Source organism: Pseudomonas sp. S04 (genome assembly GCF_009834545.1).
Taxonomy (GTDB): Bacteria; Pseudomonadota; Gammaproteobacteria; order Pseudomonadales; family Pseudomonadaceae; genus Aquipseudomonas.
Genome location: NZ_CP019427.1, coordinates 339,962 through 356,492, shown reverse-complemented (window position 1 = coordinate 356,492; position 16,531 = coordinate 339,962). Strand labels below are relative to the sequence as shown.

The 16,531-nt window shown below is 60.0% G+C and carries 15 protein-coding genes; 9 read left to right on the top strand and 6 right to left on the bottom strand.

What is annotated here, in order from left to right:
* Positions 1-108 precede the first annotated feature (108 nt).
* Positions 109-543, top strand: coding sequence for a YkgJ family cysteine cluster protein (locus PspS04_RS01530; RefSeq protein ID WP_095167337.1), 435 nt, complete (start codon positions 109-111; stop codon positions 541-543).
* A 204-nt stretch (positions 544-747) separates the two neighbouring features.
* Here the strand turns inward: PspS04_RS01530 and typA are convergent, their stop codons facing one another.
* The gene (typA, locus tag PspS04_RS01525; protein ID WP_095167339.1) at positions 748-2,568 is read right to left on the bottom strand and encodes a translational GTPase TypA; all 1,821 of its coding nucleotides are present in this window, start codon (positions 2,566-2,568) and stop codon (positions 748-750) included.
* 139 nt (positions 2,569-2,707) lie between these two features.
* Complete coding sequence (gene thiI / locus PspS04_RS01520) at positions 2,708-4,162, bottom strand: tRNA uracil 4-sulfurtransferase ThiI (RefSeq protein WP_159993226.1); 1,455 nt, start codon at positions 4,160-4,162, stop codon at positions 2,708-2,710.
* Between the two features lie 331 nt (positions 4,163-4,493).
* Between thiI and glnA the strand changes: the two genes are divergently transcribed.
* The 4 genes from glnA to ntrC all read left to right on the top strand — a co-directional run bounded on the left by glnA (position 4,494) and on the right by ntrC (position 9,258).
* Positions 4,494-5,900, top strand: a complete 1,407-nt coding sequence (glnA, locus tag PspS04_RS01515; protein ID WP_095167345.1) for a type I glutamate--ammonia ligase — start codon at positions 4,494-4,496, stop codon at positions 5,898-5,900.
* 216 nt (positions 5,901-6,116) lie between these two features.
* Positions 6,117-6,479, top strand: a complete 363-nt coding sequence (locus tag PspS04_RS01510; RefSeq protein WP_159993224.1) for a hypothetical protein — start codon at positions 6,117-6,119, stop codon at positions 6,477-6,479.
* Between the two features lie 260 nt (positions 6,480-6,739).
* Positions 6,740-7,825, top strand: coding sequence for a nitrogen regulation protein NR(II) (glnL, locus tag PspS04_RS01505; RefSeq protein ID WP_159993222.1), 1,086 nt, complete (start codon positions 6,740-6,742; stop codon positions 7,823-7,825).
* The gene (ntrC, locus tag PspS04_RS01500; protein ID WP_095167349.1) at positions 7,822-9,258 is read left to right on the top strand and encodes a nitrogen regulation protein NR(I); all 1,437 of its coding nucleotides are present in this window, start codon (positions 7,822-7,824) and stop codon (positions 9,256-9,258) included. The genes glnL and ntrC overlap by 4 nt, the downstream gene beginning before the upstream one ends.
* A 511-nt stretch (positions 9,259-9,769) precedes the next feature.
* On the opposite strand, the gene PspS04_RS01495 is transcribed toward ntrC, so the two are convergent.
* A complete protein-coding gene (locus tag PspS04_RS01495; RefSeq protein ID WP_159993220.1) occupies positions 9,770-10,210 on the bottom strand; it encodes a hypothetical protein in 441 nt (146 codons plus the stop codon).
* Here PspS04_RS01495 and PspS04_RS01490 point away from each other — a divergent pair.
* Complete coding sequence (locus PspS04_RS01490) at positions 10,209-10,664, top strand: tRNA (cytidine(34)-2'-O)-methyltransferase (RefSeq protein WP_032862277.1); 456 nt, start codon at positions 10,209-10,211, stop codon at positions 10,662-10,664. The two genes, PspS04_RS01495 and PspS04_RS01490, sit on opposite strands and share 2 nt — an antisense overlap.
* 111 nt (positions 10,665-10,775) lie before the next feature.
* Here the strand turns inward: PspS04_RS01490 and secB are convergent, their stop codons facing one another.
* Genes secB through PspS04_RS01475 form a run of 3 tightly spaced genes read right to left on the bottom strand, consistent with a single transcriptional unit; the run spans position 10,776 to position 11,967 of the window.
* Positions 10,776-11,258: a protein-export chaperone SecB gene (gene secB / locus PspS04_RS01485; protein WP_095167353.1), complete on the bottom strand. Its 483-nt coding sequence runs from the start codon at positions 11,256-11,258 to the stop codon at positions 10,776-10,778.
* 39 nt (positions 11,259-11,297) lie between these two features.
* The gene (gene grxC / locus PspS04_RS01480; RefSeq protein WP_095167355.1) at positions 11,298-11,552 is read right to left on the bottom strand and encodes a glutaredoxin 3; all 255 of its coding nucleotides are present in this window, start codon (positions 11,550-11,552) and stop codon (positions 11,298-11,300) included.
* 1 nt (position 11,553) lies between these two features.
* Positions 11,554-11,967: a rhodanese-like domain-containing protein gene (locus PspS04_RS01475; RefSeq protein WP_095167357.1), complete on the bottom strand. Its 414-nt coding sequence runs from the start codon at positions 11,965-11,967 to the stop codon at positions 11,554-11,556.
* Between the two features lie 155 nt (positions 11,968-12,122).
* Here PspS04_RS01475 and gpmI point away from each other — a divergent pair, with 155 nt between their 5' ends.
* The 3 genes from gpmI to PspS04_RS01460 all read left to right on the top strand — a co-directional run bounded on the left by gpmI (position 12,123) and on the right by PspS04_RS01460 (position 16,531).
* Complete coding sequence (gpmI, locus tag PspS04_RS01470) at positions 12,123-13,652, top strand: 2,3-bisphosphoglycerate-independent phosphoglycerate mutase (protein ID WP_159993218.1); 1,530 nt, start codon at positions 12,123-12,125, stop codon at positions 13,650-13,652.
* Between the two features lie 244 nt (positions 13,653-13,896).
* A complete protein-coding gene (locus PspS04_RS01465) occupies positions 13,897-15,192 on the top strand; it encodes a murein hydrolase activator EnvC family protein (protein ID WP_095167361.1) in 1,296 nt (431 codons plus the stop codon).
* Positions 15,193-15,223: 31 nt separating this feature from the next.
* The gene (locus PspS04_RS01460) at positions 15,224-16,531 is read left to right on the top strand and encodes a S41 family peptidase (protein ID WP_095167363.1); all 1,308 of its coding nucleotides are present in this window, start codon (positions 15,224-15,226) and stop codon (positions 16,529-16,531) included.

Genomic DNA, 16,531 nt, shown 5'->3' with positions numbered 1-16,531 from the left:
AAACAAAAGGATGCAGGGGGCGTGCCGGATCCTTGAAAAAGTTGTTCAAAAAACCACCAATCCCGTATCATCCCGCGCCCGGATACAACGCTCCCCCTTGGAACCCTGATGAAGCCTCAACTGATCGCCGCCGCGGAACTCGACCGTCTCGAGACCTGGCAGAAATACTCCAGCCATATGTGCGGCGGCTGCGTGTCCAGCTGCTGCACGCTGCCAGTGGAGGTCAAGATCAAGGATCTGATCCGCATCGGCATCGTCGATGAATTCGAACGCGGCGACCCGCCGAAGAACATCGCCAAGCGCCTGCAAAAGGAAGGGATCGTCGAGCGTTACAACCAGAAATCGGAAATCTTCACGCTCCAGCGCATGAGCAACAACGATTGCCTGTATCTGGATCGTAAGAGCCGTTTCTGCACTATTTATGACAAGCGCCCGGATACCTGCCGCAATCACCCCAAGATCGGCCCACGACCAGGCTACTGCGCCTACAAGCCCAAGGAAGTGGTGCGCGATACCCAACGGCGGACGCTGGACAAGTTCTGATCTGGATTTTGTATGGCTCCAAAGGCCCTCATCGCGGGCAAGCCCGGCTCCCACACGGACCGAGTTGCCTGGCTGAACGCGGTAAATTGTGGGAGCTGGCTTGCCAGCGATAAGGCCCACACAGTCATCACATAATCCCAGACGAACAAAAACGCCCCCGACCTTGCGGTCGGGGGCGTTTTTTTTGCCCGCTAACTAAATGACTTAGTTATTGGACTTCTTGGCAGCGCGGGTACGCTCGCTTTCGCCCAGGATCTTCTTACGAAGACGGATGGACTTAGGAGTGACTTCACACAGCTCGTCTTCTTGTACGAATTCCAGAGCTTGCTCCAGAGTGAAACGTACAGGCGGAACCAGAGCGATGGTTTCGTCTTTACCCGAAGCACGCATGTTGTCGAGCTTCTTGCCTTTAGTCGGGTTAACACCCAGGTCGTTGTCGCGGCTGTTCAAGCCAACGATTTGACCTTCGTAGATGTCCTGGCCGTGTTCGATGAACAGCTTGCCACGCGACTGCAGGGTTTCCAGCGAGTAGGTCAGCGCCTTACCGGTAGCAACCGATACCAGCACGCCGTTCTGACGGCCGGACATGTCGCCGGACTTCATCACGTCGTAACGGTCGAAGATCGAGGTCAGGATGCCTGCACCGGAGGTCAGGGTCAGGAACTCGTTACGGAAACCGATCAGGCCACGGGCCGGGATGTTGTACTCAAGGCGCACACGGCCCTTGCCATCCGGAACCATGTTGGTCAGGTCGCCCTTACGGATACCGATCTGCTCCATGATCGAACCTTGCGATTCTTCCGGCAGGTCGATGGTCACGTTTTCGTACGGTTCGTGCTTGACGCCGTCAACCATGCGGATGATCACTTCCGGACGACCAACACCCATTTCGAAGCCTTCGCGACGCATGGTTTCGATCAGTACCGAGAGGTGCAGCTCACCACGGCCGGATACTTTGAACTTGTCAGCCGAGTCGCCTTCTTCAACGCGCAGAGCAACGTTGTACAGCAGCTCTTTGTCCAGACGTTCCTTGATGTTACGGCTGGTCACGAACTTGCCTTCTTTACCGCAGAAAGGCGAGTCGTTTACCTGGAAGGTCATGGAAACGGTTGGTTCGTCAACGGTCAGCGGAGTCATTGCTTCGACGTTCAGTGGGTCGCACAGAGTGTCGGAGATGAACAGCTGGTCGAAGCCGCTGATGCAGACGATGTCGCCGGCAGCTGCTTCTTCAACGTCGATGCGGTGCAGGCCGTGGTGACCCATCAGCTTGAGGATACGACCGTTACGCTTCTTGCCGTCGGCATCGATAGCCACGACCGGAGTGTTCGGCTTGACGCGACCACGAGCGATACGGCCAACGCCGATAACACCCAGGAAGCTGTTGTAGTCCAGAGCGGAGATCTGCATCTGGAACGGACCGTCACGGTCGACTTTCGGCGCTGGTACGTTGTCGACGATCGACTGGTACAGCGGGGTCATGTCTTCAGCCATGTCGGTGTGGTCCAGACCTGCAATGCCGTTCAGGGCAGAGGCGTAAACCACTTTGAAGTCCAGCTGTTCTTCGGTAGCACCCAGGTTGTCGAACAGGTCGAAGATCTGGTCCAGAACCCAGTCCGGACGTGCGCCTGGACGGTCAACCTTGTTGATTACCACGATTGGACGCAGGCCGGCTTCGAAAGCCTTCTTGGTCACGAAACGGGTTTGCGGCATAGGGCCGTCTTGAGCGTCAACCAGCAGCAGAACGGAGTCAACCATCGACATTACACGTTCAACTTCGCCGCCGAAGTCGGCGTGGCCCGGGGTGTCCACGATGTTGATGTGGTAGCCGTTCCAGTTGATGGCGGTGTTTTTCGCCAGAATGGTAATACCGCGCTCTTTCTCCTGGTCGTTGGAGTCCATCACGCGCTCGTCGTTGAGCTCGTTGCGCTCCAGGGTGCCGGATTGACGCAAGAGTTTGTCTACCAGGGTGGTCTTACCATGGTCAACGTGAGCAATGATGGCGATGTTGCGTAGATTTTCGATCACTTGTGTATCTCGATCAGAGGATTCGGTGTGCTGACAGGTCGTGGCAGCGATTTACAGTAGAGTCAGGCCTTGCCGTTACAGCTTGACGGCAGAGTCGGGGGGCCGGTGACGCAGGCCACAGGCAAACAGCCCCGGGCTCTTAGCTCGGTCGATAAACGCGCACATTGGCATGCCCCTCACTGAGCAAATGGTGGGCATGCAGGCGACTCATCACGCCTTTGTCGCAATACAGCAGGTACTGGCGAGTAGGGTCCAGTTCCTTGAAACGAGCGTTCAGTGCATAAAACGGCATCGTTTGTACCTCGACGCCAGCCAGGGCGAGCGGGTCGTCTTCAGCAGCATCCGGGTGACGGATGTCGATGACGATCTGACCTGCCAGCGCTTCGCTGACTTCTTCAATTTGCACGTCCTGGCCCAACTCGTCGATTACCCGATCGATCGGCACCAGTTTGGCGTTCTCGAGCGCACGCTCAAGGACTGCCATGTCGAATTCTTTCTCTTCATGCTCCACGCGGGGACGCTTGGCGTGGGTCTTGGGGTTCACCGAGATGACCCCGCAGTACTCTGGCATGTGCTTGGCGAAGTCGGCGGTGCCGATTTCGTTGGCCAGGTCGATGATGTCCTGCTTGTGACTGGCGATCAGCGGGCGCAACACCAGCTTCTCGGTCACACAGTCGATCACCGACAGGTTCGGCAGCGTCTGGCTGGAAACCTGGGAGATCGCCTCACCGGTCACCAGCGCCTCGATCTCCAGTCGATCGGCGATTCGCGAAGCAGCGCGCAACATCATACGCTTCAATACGACGCCCATATGACTGTTATCTACTTTGCCGAGAATTTCTCCCAGCACTTCCTCGAACGGCACACTGACAAATAACACGCGTTGCGAGCTGCCGTACTTCTTCCAGATGAAGTGCGCCACTTCCATCACGCCCAATTCGTGGGCACGCCCGCCGAGATTGAAGAAGCAGAAGTGCGCCATCAGCCCGCGCCGCATGATCTGGTAGGCCGCCACTGTGGAATCGAAACCGCCGGACATCAGTACCAGGGTCTGTTCCAGGGCGCCCAGCGGGTAACCGCCGATGCTGCTGTGCTGGTTGTGGATCACAAACAACCGTTTGTCGCGAATTTCGATGCGGACTTCAATTTCCGGGTCTTTCAGGGAAATTCCGGCGGCGCCGCACTGGCGACGCAGTTGGCTGCCGACGTATTTCTCGACATCCATGGAGCTGAATTCGTGCTTGCCGGCGCGCTTGCAGCGCACCGAGAAAATCTTCCCGGCCAGCGCCTCGCCAAAGTGCTGCTTGCACTTGGCGACCACGTCGTCGAAGTCACCCAGCGGGTACTCGTCGACCTGCAGGAAATGCGCGATGCCCGGCATGCAGCTCAGGCGCTCGGTCATGTCCTTCAAGGCTTTGGGGTCAGTCAGCTGCGTTTCCAGCTCGAGATTGTCCCATACACCGTTCACCACCACAGCCGGGTCCAGATCGCGGAGCACGGCACGGATGTTCTTGGCCAACTGACGGATGAAACGCATCCGTACCGGGCGGCTTTTGATGGTGATCTCGGGGAAGACTTTTACGATTAGTTTCATGAAAACAGCGCGCGCTGGGCCAGCCGAAAAAGGGGGGCGCGGATTATAGCGGAAATTGCTCAAGGTTTAACCAGTTAATGTGCAGAAGGTTTTCAGTGCACCAAAACGGGTCATTTATGCTTTTGAGCGCTACATTAGGGGGCGCGATTTTGCCATTTTCCACGCTTTGCACCTTTATAAGCGTGATATTGGGGCAAAAAACCCAACTCGGGGCACTGGCATGCAATTTGCTCCCTTGTGAGGCAGGTTGCCTTGGCAGAGTATTCGCGCCGGCATCACCCACATTCTAAGGGCATCCACTACTCAAGCCCGAAGCCACCCGGAGGACACTATGTCGAAGTCGGTTCAACTCATCAAAGATCATGACGTCAAATGGATTGATCTGCGCTTCACAGATACCAAGGGCACTCAGCACCACGTGACCATGCCGGCTCGCGATGCGCTGGATGATGCTTTCTTCGAAGAAGGCAAAATGTTCGACGGTTCCTCCATCGCTGGCTGGAAAGGCATCGAAGCTTCCGACATGATCCTGATGCCGGACGACAGCACCGCTGTCCTCGATCCGTTCACCGAAGACCCAACCCTGATCATCGTCTGCAACGTGATCGACCCTTCGACCATGCAAGGCTACGACCGCGACCCACGTGCGATCGCCAAGCGTGCCGAGGACTACCTGAAGTCCACCGCTATCGGTGACACCGTATTCGTCGGTCCTGAGCCTGAGTTCTTCATCTTCGACCAGGTCAAGTTCAAGTCCGATATCTCCGGTTCGATGTTCAAGATCTACTCCGAACAAGGTTCGTGGATGTCCGACCAGGACGTGGAAGGCGGCAACCATGGCCACCGCCCAGGTATCAAGGGCGGCTACTTCCCGGTTCCACCGTTCGACCACGACCACGAAATCCGTACCTCCATGTGCAACGCCATGGAAGAGATGGGCCTGACCATCGAAGTTCACCACCACGAAGTGGCGACTGCCGGCCAGAACGAAATCGGTGTGAAGTTCAACACCCTGGTTGCCAAGGCTGACGAAGTTCAGACCCTCAAGTACTGCGTACACAACGTGGCTGTAGCTTTCGGCCGCACCGCTACCTTCATGCCTAAGCCTCTGTACGGCGACAACGGCTCGGGTATGCACGTTCACCTGTCCATCGCCAAAGATGGCAAGAACACCTTCGCTGGCGAAGGTTATGCCGGCCTGTCCGACACCGCCCTGTACTTCATCGGCGGTATCATCAAGCACGGTAAGGCCCTGAACGGCTTCACCAACCCGGCGACCAACTCCTACAAGCGTCTGGTGCCAGGTTTCGAAGCTCCAGTGATGCTGGCCTACTCGGCTCGCAACCGCTCCGCTTCGATCCGTATTCCTTACGTGTCCAGCCCACGCGCTCGCCGTATCGAAGCTCGCTTCCCGGATCCGGCTGCCAACCCGTACCTGTGCTTCGCCGCACTGCTGATGGCTGGCCTGGACGGCATCCAGAACAAGATCCACCCTGGCGACGCTGCTGACAAAAACCTGTACGACCTGCCGCCTGAAGAGGCGAAAGAGATCCCACAAGTTTGCGGCAGCCTGAAAGAAGCCCTGGAAGAGCTGGACAAAGGTCGCGCGTTCCTGACCAAAGGCGGCGTGTTCTCCGATGACTTCATCGACGCTTACATCGCTCTGAAAAGCGAAGAAGAAATCAAGGTTCGGACCTTCGTACACCCACTGGAATACGAGCTGTACTACAGCTGCTAATCCAGTAGCGCCAGCGCAAGCGGCGTGACGATGAAAGAGGCCTCCTACGGGAGGCCTTTTCTATGGAAAATTCCGACACCACGAAACATCGACTGCTCGCTGATTCAGCGTCGCGCCTGACATCCAGTGCAGGCCCGGGCACTTAGTCTTTCACAAGGCCGCACCGCAACACCCCAGCTCGCCCGCCCTTCCCCTTACGTCAAAAAGGAATCTGCCATGCGCTCATTGAGGTGGTGCCTGCTTATATGGCTCGCCCTGTCTGCCGCCGCGCTGAGCGCACCGCGCCCCACCTACTGCGTACTGGCCCTCAGCGAGCTGACCGACGGCCAGGCCCTGCGCGCCAATAACGGTTCATTCAGCGTTGGCGTACAGATCCAGCCACCGCTGCAGGCCACTCATCGCTTGCGCCTGCTGCTCGATGGCCAGCCCTACGGCCCAGCGAGCGAAACCACCCGACTGCACCTGCTGAACATCGATCGCGGCGAGCACAGCCTCGCAGTGCAGGTGTTGGCCGCAGACGAGGTGATCCAACAGAGCCCAACCCTCAGGTTCACCGTGCTGCGAGTACGCAAGCGCTAGAGCAGGCAAACTCATTTTGCAGCCATTGAGGCGCCATTCAGGTTTGCGCACTATATTGGTGCAACGACTTGCACGCTTGCCACTTATCAACCCATTTTGGTTCGAAAATACCCGGCAAAGCTGGCAGAACGCCACGCAAGGCAACTTAAAGCGCCCATTTCAGGGAGTTATTGCTTCTTTTCGGAGCCTTGGTTTGGTTTTTGCATTTTCCTCGCAACAGCGCCTCCTTCTCGCGCGCGCCTGCTCCAAAAGAGGTCCTCATGACCATCAGCGACGCACTGCACCGCTTGCTACTCGACAACTTGACCACTGCCACCATCCTGCTCAATGCCGAACTGCGCCTTGAGTACATGAACCCGGCGGCGGAAATGCTCCTGGCCATCAGCGGCCAGCGCAGTCATGGGCAATTCATCAGCGAGCTGTTCACCGAGTCGACCGAAGCGCTGAACTCCCTGCGTCAGGCGGTCGAACAGGCCCACCCCTTTACCAAGCGCGAGGCGATGCTCACCGCCCTGACCGGCCAGACCCTGACCGTCGACTACGCGGTGACGCCGATCCTGAGCAACGGTGCCACCCTGCTGCTGCTTGAGGTACACCCGCGCGACCGACTGCTGCGGATCACCAAGGAAGAAGCGCAGTTGTCCAAGCAGGAAACCAGCAAGATGTTGGTGCGCGGCCTGGCCCACGAGATCAAGAACCCGCTGGGCGGGATTCGCGGCGCGGCCCAGTTGCTGGCCCGCGAGTTGCCGGAGGAAAGCCTCAAGGACTACACCAATGTGATCATCGAGGAAGCGGATCGCCTGCGTAACCTGGTCGACCGCATGCTCGGCTCGAACAAACTGCCATCGCTGGCCATGTGCAACATCCACGAAGTTCTTGAGCGCGTGTGCAGCCTGGTGGAAGCGGAAAGCCAAGGCTGCATCACTCTGGTGCGCGACTACGACCCGAGCATCCCGGACGTGCTGATCGACCGCGAACAGATGATCCAGGCCGTCCTCAACATCGTGCGCAACGCGATGCAAGCCATCAGCAGCCAGAACGAGCTGCGCCTGGGCCGCATCACCCTGCGCTCGCGGGCCATGCGCCAGTTCACCATCGGCCACGTGCGCCATCGCCTGGTGACCAAGATCGAGATCATCGACAACGGCCCCGGGATTCCCGCAGACCTGCAGGAAACCATCTTCTTTCCCATGGTCAGCGGTCGTCCGGACGGTACCGGGCTGGGCCTGGCCATAACCCAGAACATCATCAGCCAGCACCAGGGCCTGATCGAATGTGACAGCCATCCAGGCCACACCACCTTCTCGATCTTTCTGCCACTGGAACAAGGAGCCACATCGACATGAGCCGTAGTGAAACCGTGTGGATCGTCGATGACGACCGTTCTATCCGTTGGGTCCTGGAAAAAGCCTTGCAGCAGGAAGGCATGACCACGCAGAGCTTCGACAGCGCCGATGGCGTGATGAGCCGCCTGGCGCGCCAGCAACCGGACGTGATCATCTCTGACATCCGCATGCCGGGTGCCAGTGGCCTGGATCTGCTGGCACGGATTCGCGAACAGCACCCGCGCTTGCCGGTGATTATCATGACCGCGCACTCCGACCTGGACAGCGCTGTCGCGTCCTACCAGGGCGGCGCGTTCGAGTACCTGCCCAAGCCGTTCGACGTCGACGAGGCGGTGTCATTGGTCAAGCGCGCCAACCAGCACGCCCAGGAACAACAGGGCCTGGAAGTGCCCGTCGCCCTGACCCGTACCCCGGAAATCATCGGCGAAGCGCCAGCGATGCAGGAAGTGTTTCGCGCCATCGGGCGCCTGAGCCACTCCAACATCACCGTGCTGATCAACGGCGAGTCCGGGACCGGTAAAGAGCTGGTGGCCCACGCCCTGCACCGCCACAGCCCACGGGCGGCCTCGCCGTTCATCGCCCTGAACATGGCGGCGATCCCCAAGGATTTGATGGAGTCCGAGCTGTTCGGCCACGAGAAAGGTGCATTTACCGGCGCCGCCAACCTGCGCCGTGGACGTTTTGAGCAAGCCGATGGCGGCACGCTGTTTCTCGATGAAATCGGCGACATGCCGGCCGACACCCAGACCCGCCTGCTGCGGGTCCTGGCCGACGGCGAGTTTTACCGGGTCGGCGGCCATGTACCGGTCAAGGTCGACGTGCGCATCATCGCCGCGACCCACCAGAACCTGGAAACCCTGGTCCACGCCGGCAAGTTCCGTGAGGACTTGTTCCACCGCTTGAACGTGATCCGCATCCACATCCCACGCCTGTCGGACCGTCGCGAAGACATTCCGACCCTGGCCAAGCACTTCCTGGCCCGCGCCGCACAAGAGCTGGCGGTGGAGCCAAAGCTGCTGAAAAGCGAAACCGAGGAATACCTGAAGAACCTGCCGTGGCCAGGCAACGTGCGCCAGCTGGAGAACACCTGCCGCTGGATCACGGTGATGGCTTCGGGGCGCGAAGTGCACATCGGCGACCTGCCGCCGGAGTTGCTGAGCCTGCCGCAGGACTCGGCACCGGTGACCAACTGGGAACAGGCCCTGCGCCAATGGGCCGACCAGGCGCTGGCTCGCGGCCAGTCGAGCCTGCTGGACAGCGCGGTGCCGGCGTTCGAGCGCATCATGATCGAAACCGCCCTCAAGCACACCGCCGGCCGCCGCCGCGATGCTGCGGTTTTGCTGGGTTGGGGGCGTAATACCCTGACGCGCAAGATCAAGGAGCTGGGGATGAAAGTTGATGGTGGGGACGATGATGAAGGGGATGAGGGTTAGATCCTTCACCGACCTGTAGATCCATTCGCGGGCAGTCCGCTCCCACAGGTTTTGCACAATCCTGTGGGAGCGGACTTGCCCGCGATGCTTTCAGGGCCAGCGTGCACCGCCTGAATGCACCGTGACCCGCGATCGCGCACGGCAACAGATCCGAAATCCCACCTGCACCTGCAATAAAACCCCTATCAAAAAAACACCAAAGCCCCGGAATACGGGGCTTTCGACGTTTCAACACAACATTTTGTTTCAGCTCGTTAAAACCTGGCACGCCCCCTGCAATAGTTCATTCAGTGATTCAGTTCACTACCCGGTTTCGGGGACCTTGGTACAGGCAGGCCGGGGATTCCCCTCTTTACATCGGGCTCACACCGCACAAGCGACGAGCCCAAGCAGTTTTGGGGCCCTTGATACAGGCAGGTCAGGGGTTCCTTCTTTACACCGGGCTCACGACGCAACGCGTGAGCCCTGCCGTTTCGGGGTCCTTGGTACAGGCAGGCCGGGGATTCCTCTTTTATTGCTCCTGGAGATGGATCTCCAACCGCCAGCGATCGTCCACCTCGCTGCCGGCCCAATCGCCCTTCAGCGGCCGGGCCGCCACCAGCGTCAGCAACAACCCCTTGTCACTCAAACGCACCCGCCAGTTCACATCCTTATCGTTGAGCTTGAGCTGGCCTTTCTGTGCCTGCCCCTGGGCCTCGAACAGCAGCGCGAGGCTGCCGTCGATCAGTTCACCATGGGTCTTGGGCGCGTGGTTGAACCACACCACCAGGCCATCCCCGGTGACCTCGACCTGCTGCAGCTCGGTCGGCTCGGGGCTGGTCAGGCGACCGATCATCAATCCCACCATCAGGCCGACAATCGCCAGCGAGGCCATCACCCGCGGCAATAGCTTCGATCGCCGATCCACTTCCGGCGTAGAATGCCGTCCATCTTTACCTTCGGAGCCGTGCATGTTTCACGTCATCCTTTTTCAACCAGAAATTCCGCCGAATACCGGCAACGTTATCAGGCTGTGCGCCAACAGCGGCTGCCACCTGCACTTGATCGAGCCACTGGGCTTCGAGATGGATGACAAGCGCCTGCGTCGGGCCGGCCTCGACTATCACGAGTATGCCACCTTGCAACGGCATGCCGACCTTGCCAGCTGCCTGGAAAGCCTTGGCCATCCACGCCTGTTCGCATTCACCACCAAGGGTTCGCGGCCGTTTCACGACGCCAGTTTCGCCGAGGGCGATGCGTTCCTGTTCGGCCCGGAAAGCCGTGGCCTGCCGGCCGAGGTGCTAGACGCCCTGCCCGACGGCCAACGCCTGCGCCTGCCGATGCGCGAAGGCTGCCGCAGCCTGAACCTGTCCAATACCGTGGCGGTCGCCGTGTACGAAGGCTGGCGGCAGTTGGGCTTCAAGTAACCCACCGGCGATTTTTCGCCTGGCCAAAACAATCGCGGGCAAGCCCGCTCCCACAGGTTTTGCACAATCCTGTGGGAGCGGGCTTGCCCGCGATGTTGTCAGCCGCGCTGCTTACTGAACGGTCTGAGCGCCGTCCTGCTGCATGCGTTGCACTTCTTGCGCGTACAGCGCGTCGAAGTTGACCGGGGCCAGCATCAGGGCCGGGAACGAACCACGGGTCACCAGGCTGTCCAGGGCTTCGCGAGCGTACGGGAACAGGATGTTCGGGCAGAACGCGCCCAGGGTGTGGCTCATCGAACCTTCGTCGAGGTTCTTGATCAGGAAGATACCGGCCTGCTGGACTTCGGCGATGAAGGCCACTTCGTCACCGTTCTTCACGGTCACGGACAGGGTCAGCACCACTTCGTGGAAGTTGTCTTCCAGTACTTTCTGACGGGTATTGAGGTCCAGACCGACGCTCGGCTCCCACTGCTGGCGGAAGATCGCCGGGCTTTTCGGGGCTTCGAAGGACAGGTCACGTACGTAGATGCGCTGCAAGGAGAATTGCGGTGCGGTTTCTTCTTCGCTAGCTGCAGTGTTCTGTTGGTCAGTCATCTCAGATCCTTTCTGATCTTGGGTCTTATAGGGAAGGAATTAGGCCTTGAGCAGCGCGTCGAGCTTGCCAGCGCGGTCCAGGGCAAACAAATCATCACAGCCACCGACATGGGTGCTGCCGATCCAGATCTGCGGCACGGACGTACGCCCGGCCTTGCTGGCCATTTCGGCACGCACCTGTGGCTTGCCATCGACCTTGATCTCGTCGAAGGCTACGCCCTTGTTTTCGAGCAGGTACTTGGCGCGCGAGCAATAAGGGCAGTAATCGCTGGAGTAGACGACGACGCTGGCCATATCACTTCACCAGCGGCAGGTTATCGCCCTTCCAGCTGGAGATCCCGCCGGACAGCTTGGCGGCGGTGAAGCCGGCCTTGAGCAGTTCGCGCGCGTGGGTACCGGCTGTCTGGCCCATGGCATCGACCAGGATGATGGTCTTGGCCTTGTGCTTTTCCAGCTCGCCGACGCGGGCAGTCAGTTTGTCGTGTGGAATATTCAGCGCGCCAACGATGTGACCGGCGGCGAAATCCTTGGCCGCACGGATGTCGATCACCACACCAGCGTCCTTGTTGACCAGGCTGGTCAGCTCACCGGTGCTCAGGCTGCGACCGCCGCCCTGCATTTGATAAGCGATCAGCAACGCCAGCAGTACGACGAAGATACCGACGAGCAGATAGTGGTTAGTGGCAAATTCAATCAGGTGAGCAACCATCGAAGGAGGTTCCAGGGCGTTAAAATGTCGGCCAGTATACACAGCCACTATGGTGGGCCAAACCCCGTCCGGCGGTGACGCCGCCGGAACTTAGCTTTAAACTGCCACTCCCTTTTTTCATCGCCCCTTTTTTAACTCAGCCACGAGTGGAATCTATGACTACCACGCCTAAACCTTTGGTCCTGATGATTCTCGACGGCTTCGGTCACAGTGAGAGCGAAGAATCCAACGCCGTGTTCGCGGCCCGCAAGCCTGTCCTCGACCGGTTGTGCGCCACCGTACCGAACGGCCTGATCTCGGGTTCAGGCATGGACGTCGGCCTGCCGGACGGCCAGATGGGCAACTCGGAAGTCGGCCACATGAACCTCGGCGCCGGCCGCGTGGTGTATCAGGACTTCACCCGCGTGACCAAAGCGATCCGCGACGGCGAGTTCTTCGACAACCCGACCATCTGCGCCGCCGTGGACAAGGCCGTCGCCGCCGGCAAGGCCGTGCACTTCATGGGCCTGCTGTCCGATGGTGGCGTGCACAGCCACCAGGATCACCTGATCGCCATGGCCGAACTGGCCTTCAAGCGCGGTGCCGAGAAGATCTACCTGCACGCTTTCCTCGATGGCCGCGACACGCCGCCGAAAAGTGCCCAGTCGTCGATCGAACTGCTGGATGAAGCCTTCAAGACCCTGGGCAAAGGCCGGATCGCCAGCCTCATCGGCCGTTACTTCGCCATGGACCGCGACAACCGCTGGGATCGCGTCTCCCAGGCTTACAACCTGATCGTGGACGGCAACGGCGAATTCAACGCCGCGACCGCCCAGGAAGGCCTGCAAGCCGCCTACGAGCGTGGCGAGAGCGACGAATTCGTCAAGGCCACCACCATCGGTGAGCCGGTCAAGGTCGAAGACGGCGACGCCGTGGTGTTCATGAACTTTCGCGCCGACCGTGCGCGCGAGCTGAGCCGGGTGTTCGTCGAGGACAATTTCAGCGAGTTCGAACGTGCCCGCCAGCCGAAACTGGCCGGTTTTGTCATGCTCACCCAATACGCCGCCAGCATCCCTGCCCCGTCGGCCTTTGCCCCGGGCAGCCTGGAAAACGTACTGGGCGACTACCTGGCGAAAAACGGCAAGACCCAACTGCGGATCGCCGAAACCGAAAAATACGCCCACGTGACCTTCTTCTTCTCCGGCGGCCGCGAAGAACCGTTCCCGGGTGAAGAACGCATCCTGATCCCTTCGCCAAAAGTCGCCACCTACGACCTGCAGCCAGAGATGAGCGCGCCGGAGGTCACCGACCGCATCGTCGAGGCCATCGAGAACCAGCGTTACGACGTGATCGTGGTCAACTACGCCAACGGCGACATGGTCGGCCACAGCGGCGTGTTTGCTGCTGCAGTGAAAGCGGTCGAGTGCCTGGACCTGTGCGTCGGCCGGATTGTCGAAGCCCTGGAAAAAGTCGGTGGCGAGGCGCTGATCACCGCCGACCACGGCAACGTCGAGCAGATGGCCGACGAATCCACCGGCCAGGCCCACACCGCCCACACCACCGAGCCGGTACCGTTCATCTACTTCGGTAAGCGCGACCTCAAGGTCCGCGAAGGCGGGGTCCTGGCCGACGTAGCACCGACCATGCTCAAGCTGCTGGGGCTTGAGCAACCGGCCGAAATGACCGGCACCTCGATCCTGGTGTAACCCGCCCCATCAAACACCGACAAAACCCTGTGGGAGCGAGCTTGCTCGCGATAGCAATCTGACAGTCAACATCTACGTTGAATGTTATGACGCCATCGCGAGCAAGCTCGCTCCCACATTGGTTTTGGGGTGTTTTCAGAGGTAACTCTGCTCCAGTTATCACACCGCCCTAATTGGGCGTTTTTTTTGCAACGCTTGCCGGGCATACTAGGCTGTCTTTTTTCCCCCGGTGTCGCCCGCCTCTATGCTCCGCGTCCTGATAGCCCTAGCTCTGACCTGCCTGCTCCAACCGGCCTTGGCTGACGAGCGCGCGCAAACCCAACAACAGTTGGACGCCACGCGTCAGGATATTGCCGAGCTGAAAAAGCTGCTGGGCAAGCTGCAGGAAGAAAAGTCCGGGGTGCAGAAGGACCTCAAGGGCACCGAGACCGAGATGGGCAAGCTCGAGAAGCAGGTCGATGCCCTGCAAAAAGAGCTGAAGAAAAGCGAATCCGAGCTGCAGCGACTCGATACCGAGAAAAAAAAACTCCAGAGCGCACGCACTGAACAGCAACAACTGATTGCCACCCAGGCCCGCGCGGCCTATCAGAACGGTCGCCAGGAATATCTCAAGCTGCTGCTCAACCAGCAGAACCCGGAGAAATTCGCCCGCACCCTGACTTATTACGACTACCTCAGCCAGGCGCGCATGGAGCAGTTGAAGAACTTCAACGAAACCCTGCGCCAACTGGCCAATGTCGAGCAGGACATCGCCCTGCAGCAAGCCCAACTGCTGGTCCAGAAAAGCAGCCTCGACAGCCAGCGCGACGAGCTGGACAAGGTCCGCAAGGAGCGCCAGCAAGTGCTGGCCAAGCTCAACACGGACGTCAAGGACCGCGACCAGAAGCTGCAGGCTCGCGAGCAGGACCAGGCCGACTTGTCGAAAGTCCTGAAAACCATTGAGGAAACCCTGGCACGCCAGGCCCGGGAGGCAGAAGAAGCGCGGCAAAAAGCGCTGATCGCCCAGCAGGAAGCGGAAAAAAAGCGTTTACGTGAGGCACAGGCCGCGGCAGACGCCCCGACCGATGCCCCACGCAAAATTACCCGACCGACACCCGGCGCCCTGGTCTCCAGCGCTGGCGAAACCTTCGGCGGGGCATTTTCTGCAACGCGGGGAAAACTTCCTTGGCCAGTTGATGGTCGATTGCTTGCCCGCTTTGGTGAAAGTCGCGGCGACGATGCCCGCACCAAGTGGGACGGCGTGATGATCAGCGCCTCCGCTGGCAGCCAGGTGCATGCCGTGCACGGCGGACGCGTGGTGTTCGCCGACTGGTTGCGGGGCGCCGGCTTGCTGGTGATTCTCGACCACGGCAACGGCTTCTTGAGCTTGTACGGCCACAATCAGACGCTGCTCAAATCGGCTGGCGACGTGGTCAAGGCCGGCGAGTCCATCTCCACTGTCGGTAACAGTGGCGGCCAGGACACGCCCGCGCTGTATTTCGCTATTCGTCAGCAGGGTCACCCGAGTGATCCGGCACAATGGTGCCGTGCGCAAGGATAAGCGCACCATCTAACTCAGGAGTTCGTTCGACATGCTGCATTTGTCCCGCCTCACTTCGCTGGCCCTGACGATCGCCCTGGTGATCGGTGCGCCCCTGGCGTTTGCCGCTGAACCGGCCTCGTCGACCTCGGCTGCGACCACCAAGGCGCCATTGCCGCTGGATGAGTTGCGTACCTTTGCCGAGGTCATGGACCGGATCAAGGCCGCGTATGTCGAGCCGGTGGACGACAAGACCCTGCTGGAAAACGCCATCAAGGGCATGCTCAGCAACCTCGACCCACACTCCGCCTACCTGGGGCCGGAAGACTTCGCCGAGCTGCAGGAAAGCACCAGCGGTGAGTTTGGCGGCCTGGGCATCGAAGTCGGCTCCGAAGACGGCTTCATCAAGGTGGTGTCGCCGATCGACGACACCCCTGCCTCCAAGGCGGGCATCCAGGCGGGCGACTTCATCGTCAAGATCAACGGCCAGCCTACCCGCGGCCAGAGCATGACCGAAGCCGTGGACAAGATGCGCGGCAAGATCGGCGAGAAAATCACCCTGACTCTGGTCCGCGACGGCGGTTCGCCCTTCGACGTGACGCTGACCCGCGCGACCATCCAGGTCAAGAGCGTGAAGGCGCAGTTGCTGGAGTCGGGCTACGGCTACATCCGCATCACCCAGTTCCAGGTCAAGACCGGCGAAGAGGTCTCCCAGGCCCTGGCCAAGCTGCGCAAGGAAAACGGCAAGAAGCTCAGCGGCATCGTGCTCGACCTGCGCAACAACCCAGGCGGTGTCCTGCAATCGGCGGTGGAAGTGGTCGACCACTTCATCACCAAGGGCCTGATCGTCTACACCAAGGGCCGGATCGCCAACTCCGAACTGCGCTTCTCGGCCACCGGCAAGGACGAAAGCGAAGCAGTGCCGATGGTGGTGCTGATCAACGGCGGCAGCGCCTCGGCCTCGGAAATTGTCGCAGGTGCCCTGCAGGACCAGAAACGTGCAGTCGTGATGGGCACCACCAGTTTCGGCAAGGGCTCGGTGCAAACCGTGCTGCCGCTGAACAACGACCGCGCGCTGAAGATCACCACCGCACTGTACTTCACCCCGAACGGGCGCTCGATCCAGGCCCAGGGCATCGTTCCGGACATCGAAGTGCGTCGGGCCAAGATCACCAGCGAGCAGGACAGCGAGTACTTCAAGGAAGCTGACCTGCAAGGCCACCTGGGCAATGGCAACGGCGGCGCCGACAAGCCAAGCGGCTCCGGCGGCAAGGCCAAGCCGATGCCACAGGACGACGACTACCAACTGGCCCAGGCGTTGAGCCTGCTCAAGGGCCTGAGCATTACCCGCGGCCGCTGA

Bases quoted from the DNA above. Each gene is read 5' to 3' on its own strand.
- gpmI (WP_159993218.1), top strand. From the start codon at position 12,123: ATGACTACCACGCCTAAACCTTTGGTCCTGATGATTCTCGACGGCTTC.
- grxC (WP_095167355.1), bottom strand. From the start codon at position 11,552: ATGGCCAGCGTCGTCGTCTACTCCAGCGATTACTGCCCTTATTGCTCG.
- PspS04_RS01460 (WP_095167363.1), top strand. From the start codon at position 15,224: ATGCTGCATTTGTCCCGCCTCACTTCGCTGGCCCTGACGATCGCCCTG.
- glnA (WP_095167345.1), top strand. From the start codon at position 4,494: ATGTCGAAGTCGGTTCAACTCATCAAAGATCATGACGTCAAATGGATT.
- PspS04_RS01490 (WP_032862277.1), top strand. From the start codon at position 10,209: ATGTTTCACGTCATCCTTTTTCAACCAGAAATTCCGCCGAATACCGGC.
- glnL (WP_159993222.1), top strand. From the start codon at position 6,740: ATGACCATCAGCGACGCACTGCACCGCTTGCTACTCGACAACTTGACC.
- PspS04_RS01495 (WP_159993220.1), bottom strand. From the start codon at position 10,210: ATGCACGGCTCCGAAGGTAAAGATGGACGGCATTCTACGCCGGAAGTG.
- secB (WP_095167353.1), bottom strand. From the start codon at position 11,258: ATGACTGACCAACAGAACACTGCAGCTAGCGAAGAAGAAACCGCACCG.
- PspS04_RS01475 (WP_095167357.1), bottom strand. From the start codon at position 11,967: ATGGTTGCTCACCTGATTGAATTTGCCACTAACCACTATCTGCTCGTC.
- PspS04_RS01510 (WP_159993224.1), top strand. From the start codon at position 6,117: ATGCGCTCATTGAGGTGGTGCCTGCTTATATGGCTCGCCCTGTCTGCC.
- PspS04_RS01465 (WP_095167361.1), top strand. From the start codon at position 13,897: ATGCTCCGCGTCCTGATAGCCCTAGCTCTGACCTGCCTGCTCCAACCG.
- ntrC (WP_095167349.1), top strand. From the start codon at position 7,822: ATGAGCCGTAGTGAAACCGTGTGGATCGTCGATGACGACCGTTCTATC.
- PspS04_RS01530 (WP_095167337.1), top strand. From the start codon at position 109: ATGAAGCCTCAACTGATCGCCGCCGCGGAACTCGACCGTCTCGAGACC.
- thiI (WP_159993226.1), bottom strand. From the start codon at position 4,162: ATGAAACTAATCGTAAAAGTCTTCCCCGAGATCACCATCAAAAGCCGC.